Annotated in this window: 3 protein-coding genes and 1 pseudogene; 3 read left to right on the forward strand and 1 reads right to left on the reverse strand. The window is 66.6% G+C overall.

The window, feature by feature from the left end; all coding sequences use genetic code 11:
• Positions 1-178: pseudogene (locus AC2VON_RS13325) on the forward strand (NYN domain-containing protein); the annotation flags it as partial.
• 71 nt (positions 179-249) lie between these two features.
• Entirely contained in the window at positions 250-3024 is a 2775-nt protein-coding gene (gene mmpL3, locus AC2VON_RS13330) for a trehalose monomycolate exporter MmpL3 (protein WP_486953393.1), read from the forward strand.
• Positions 3025-3042: 18 nt separating this feature from the next.
• Here the strand turns inward: mmpL3 and AC2VON_RS13335 are convergent, their stop codons facing one another.
• Positions 3043-4131: an AI-2E family transporter gene (locus AC2VON_RS13335; RefSeq protein WP_486953394.1), complete on the reverse strand. Its 1089-nt coding sequence runs from the start codon at positions 4129-4131 to the stop codon at positions 3043-3045.
• Positions 4132-4341: 210 nt separating this feature from the next.
• On the opposite strand from AC2VON_RS13335, the gene AC2VON_RS13340 reads away from it, so the two are divergent.
• Positions 4342-5332 (forward strand): lysylphosphatidylglycerol synthase transmembrane domain-containing protein (locus AC2VON_RS13340; protein ID WP_486953395.1); only part of this gene is annotated, 991 nt, incomplete at its 3' end.

The raw sequence follows: 5332 nt of genomic DNA on the forward strand, positions 1-5332 counted from the left end.
TCGCGAACACGTCAGTTGGGCGCTAGCCTCGGATACCTTGGAGTTCGTCGACCTGGAGGACGTCCCTGGCGTGTTCCGGGAACGGCTGCCGCGGATCAGCCTGGATTCGCTGCCGGAGCAGGGCGCGTGGCTGCAACCGTTCCGGCCGCTGACCTCGCTGCTGACCCCACGTAGGTGACAACTGGAAAACCTGGAAAGCAACGTGCGAAGGTCGGCACAGATTCGGCACAGATGCAGTAAGGAGCGTGAGTGTTCGCCTGGTGGGGTCGAACCGTATATCGCTACCGGTTCATCGTAATCGGGGTGATGGTAGCACTCTGCCTCGCCGGCGGGGTGTTCGGCATGAGTCTGGGCTCACACCTCACCCAAAGCGGCTTCTACGACGACGCCAGCGAGTCGGTGAAGGCCTCGGTGCTGGCCGACCAGGTCTACGGCCGCGATCGTACCGGCCATATCGTGGCGGTGTTCCCCGCCCCCGAGGGGAAGACCGTCGACGACCCGGCCTGGTCGAAAACGATCACCGGCGAACTCGACACCTTCGTCGATGATCACCCGGACCAGGTCATCGGATGGGCGGGCTATCTGCGGGCACCCGACTCGAAGAACCAGGTCGTCCAGGGCATGAAGACCGCCGACAAGAAGTACACCTTCGTGTCCATCCCGCTCAAGGGCGATGACGACGACACCATCCTGAGCAACTACAAGGACGTCGAACCGGATCTGCGGAAGCTCGACGGCGGCGCGGTGCAGCTTGCCGGGCTGCAGCCGGTGGCCGACGCACTGACCGGCACCATCGCCGACGACGAGAAGCGGATGGAGGTGCTGGCGCTGCCGCTGGTGGCGGTGGTGCTGTTCCTGGTGTTCGGCGGTGTGGTCGCCGCCTGCCTGCCGGTGCTGGTCGGCGGCCTGAGCATCGCCGGTTCGCTGGGCATCCTGCGCCTGACGGCCATGTTCGGGCCGGTGCACTTTTTCGCCCAGCCGGTGGTGACGCTGGTTGGTCTCGGGGTCGCGGTCGACTACGCCCTTTTCGTGGTGAGCCGCTTCCGGGAGGAGATCGCCGAAGGCTACGACACCGCGGTCGCGGTGCGCCGCTCGGTGATCACCGCCGGCCGCACGGTGACGTTCTCGGCGGTGCTGATTGCCGTGTCGGGGGTCAGCATGCTGGTGTTCCCGCTGGGCTTCTTGCGGTCGCTGACCTACGCGCTGATCGCGTCGGTCATGCTCTCGGCGATCCTGTCGATCACGATCCTGCCGGCCGCGCTCGGCATCCTCGGTGAACACGTCGATGCACTCGGTGTGCGAACCCTGTTCCGGGTGCCGTTCCTGGCGGACTGGAAAGTGTCCCGCGCGTATCTGAACTGGCTGGCGGACCTGCTGCAGAAAACCAAGACCCGGGAAGAAGTCGAACACGAGTTCTGGGGGAAACTGGTCAACCGCGTGATGAAGCGGCCACTGTTGTTCGCCGTCCCCATCATCGCCGCCATGGTTGTGCTGATCGTCCCGCTCGGCAAAATCACGCTCGGCGGTTTCAGCGAGAAGTATCTGCCGCCGGGCAACCCGGTACGCCAGGCTCAGGAGCACTTCGACCGGCTCTTCCCCGGCTATCGCACCGAGCCGCTGACCCTGGTGATCGTCAACGACGACCACAGGCCGGTCACCGAGGCGCAGCTCGCCGACATCCGCAATCGGGCAATGGCGCTCAGCGGCTTCACCGACGCCAACGACCATCCCGACGACATGTGGCAGCAACGCTCCTACGCTGAAGGCGGGTCGAAGGATCCGTCGGTCCGGGTCATCCAGAACGGTCTGGTCAACCGCAACGACGCGGCAAAGAAGCTCAGCGAGTTGCGCTCCATTCCCGTCCCCCGCGGGCTCAGCGTTTTGGTGGGCGGCACCCCGGCGCTGGAACAGGACTCGATCCACAGCATATTCGGCAAGTTCCCGCTGATGCTGCTGATCCTGTTGAGCACCACCATGCTGCTGATGTTCCTGGCGTTCGGGTCGCTGGTGCTGCCGGTCAAGGCGACGGTGATGACCACGCTCACGCTGGGCTCGACGATGGGCATCCTGACCTGGATCTTCGTCGACGGACACCTGTCGAAGCTACTCAATTTCACGCCCACCCCGCTGTCCGCGCCGGTGATCGGAATGATCGTCGCGATCGTTTTCGGCCTGTCCACCGACTACGAGGTTTTTCTGGTCTCCCGGATGGTCGAGGCGCGCGAGAATGGCATGTCCACCGCGGAGGCCGTCCGCATCGGCACCGCGGCCACCGGCCGCATCATCACCGCAGCCGCGGCGGTCCTTACCGTGGTCGCCGGTTCGTTCGTCTTCTCCGAGCTGGTCATGATGAAATATCTGGCGTTCGGTCTGATGGCGGCGCTGCTGCTGGACGCCACCGTGGTGCGAATGTTCCTGGTGCCGTCGGTGATGAAACTGCTCGGCGACGACTGCTGGTGGGCGCCGCGGTGGATGCAAGTCGTCCAGAACCGGATCGGGCTGGGCGAGTTCAGCCTGCCCGACGAACGCAAACGGCCCGCTGTCCGTAGCTCGCGCCCCAGGCAGGTGCTGGCCGACACGAACGCGGACGCACCGACCGGGCGGAAACCCCCCGCGCCACACGACCCCACCCACCCGGCCATGCAAGCGCCGGCGGGTTCCAAGACTGCCGGCACAGGCACCCCGTCGGACGCGGGCACCACCCAGATGCGGGTCCAGGAGCGGGCTCACGACCACCCGGAGCCCCCGACAACTCGCTTGCGCACCGCCGACCGCACCCCCGATCGCGAAATCGAGTCCTCGCTTGGCGAGGTGCGTCCGGCGGACACAGACGACACAGACGACACAGACGACACAGACGACACAACAGCCATCCCGACGCAGGACTGCGGGGACACCCAGGACGCCACCGAGAAGCTGACCGCCCAGCCCGAGCCCGGCAACGGCGCCGAGAAGCCCCGGCTGCGCCGCGGCAGCGGCGGTCTCAGCGCTGCGGAGCTGCTGCGGCGCGAAGGCCGGTACTGACTACCGACGACCGGCCGATCAGCTTCGGTCTGCACTGGACCCGCTGGCGCCGATCAGCGTCCGCACCGCCCGGTCCACAAAGGCGATCGTGGGAACCGCCAGCAGGGCGCCGACGATGCCGGCCAGTATTCCGCCGGCCGAAATACCGAGCACCACCGCCAACGGGTGGATCGACACCGCACGCCCCATCACCAGCGGCTGCAACACATGCGTTTCCAGCTGGTTCACGGCGATGATCAGTCCCAGGGTGATCAGCCCGTAAACCCAGCCCTTGGCGATCAGGGCGACCAGCACAGCCAGGAGTCCACTGAGCACCGCACCGACCAACGGACTGAAGGCGCCCAGGAACACCAGCGACGCCAGCGGCAGCGCCAGCGGCACGGCCATGACTACCAGGCCGATGCCGACGCCGACCGCATCGACCAGCGCCACCAGGAACGTCGCCCGCACGTACCCGACCAACGACTCCAACCCGGCGATGCCTGCGGCGTGCACCTTCTCGCGCGCCTCACCCGGGAAGATCTTGACGGTGAATCGCCAGATGTTGCGCCCGTCGTAAAGAAAGAAGATCACCGTGAACAGCGTCAGGAAGGCTCCGGTGACGATCTTGGTGATCGTTTCGGCCGTCGACAGCGCTCCACTGGTCAGCTTGGCCTGATTGTCGCGTAGCGTGCCGATCGCGGTGTTGCCGGCGCTGTCGATCTGCTCTCGACTCAGGTGCAGCGGGCCTTCGACCAGCCACCGCTGGGTCGAGTTGATCACCTGGGTCACCTGCTCGACCAGGCCCGGAACACCGTCGACGAACTCGTCGATCACGAAGCTCAAAATGCCGGTGAGGACGGCCAGACCACCCAGCACCAGCAGAAAAACCGCCAGCCCCCGGGCCACCCCGTGCCGGTCCAGCCAGTCGACACCGCGCAGCAGCAGCGCGGACAGCAGCAACGCCAGCGCCACCGGAACGAAGATCACCTCGAGGCGTCTGACGATCAACAGCACCGCCACTATCGCGGCCAGCACAATCAGCAGTCGCCACGCCCACGCCGCGGCCCGGCGGACCATCGGATGAACAGCCTCGGCTGCGCTAAGACTTGACCTGTTATCGGTCATGCCGCCCTCACCTTGGTGAAGGCGCCGGTGCCCGTGCTGCCACAGCGACCATGAAACCATCCCGCACCGACATGAACCTGCTGCCACACCGATGGCGGCCCGTCGCCACATTTACGGCGCGGAGCACGTCGAATTCCGGTCGCGTAACGACGAGGTCACGTGTTCTGCGGGGGGGTAGTTATTCGAGCCTTAACGGTTACCCTGAAGCACGTGCCGTACGACGCGCGCCCGGCCAGCCGCGGGACGCAGGAATGGTTGCCCCGCGAACGGGTGGGGCCCCCGGCTCGCAGCAGCTATTGGTGGGTCCGCTGGGTGATCATCGGCGTTGTCGCGGTCGTGCTAGCGGTCGAAGTCGTGCTGGTCTGGGACCAGCTGGCCAAGGCATGGCAGAGCCTCTGCCGCGCCGACCGATGGTGGTTGCTGGCGGCGGCCCTGGCAGCCGCTGCGTCGATGCACAGCTTCGCCCAGATTCAGCGCACCCTGCTGCGTTCTGCCGGGGTGCACGTCAAGCAGTGCCGATCCGAAGCAGCCTTCTACGCCGCCAACTCGCTTTCCACCACACTGCCCGGTGGGCCGGTGCTGTCGACGACCTTCCTCTACCGGCAGCAGCGGCTGTGGGGGGCCTCCCCGGTGGTGGCGTCGTGGCAGCTGGTGATGTCGGGTGTGCTGCAAGCGGTCGGGCTGGCGGTGCTCGGCCTGGGCGGCGCGTTCTTCCTCGGTGCCAAGAACAACCCGTTCTCGCTGCTGTTCACTCTGGGTGGCTTCGTCGCGTTGTTGCTGCTGGCCCAGGCGGTCGCATCGCGACCGGAGTTGATCGACGGGATCGGGGTCCGCGTCGTGTCCTGGGTCAACTCGGTGCGCGGCAAGCCGGCCGAAACCGGCGTGGCGAAGTGGCACCAATTGCTCACCCAGCTGGAGTCGGTCAGCCTCGGCCGGCGGGACCTGTCGGTGGCGTTCGGCTGGTCGCTGTTCAACTGGGTCGCCGACGTCGCCTGCCTGGCGTGCGCAGCCTACGCCGCCGGTGGTGACGCCTCGGTCGCCGGGTTGACGGTGGCCTACGCCGCCGCCCGCGCGGTCGGCACCATCCCCTTGATGCCGGGCGGACTGCTGATGGTCGAAGCGGTGCTGGTGCCGGGGCTGGTGTCCAGCGGCATGTCGTGGCCCGACGCCATCTCGGCGATGCTGGTCTATCGGCTGATCA

This window comes from Mycobacterium sp. TH-M82, assembly GCF_057473605.1.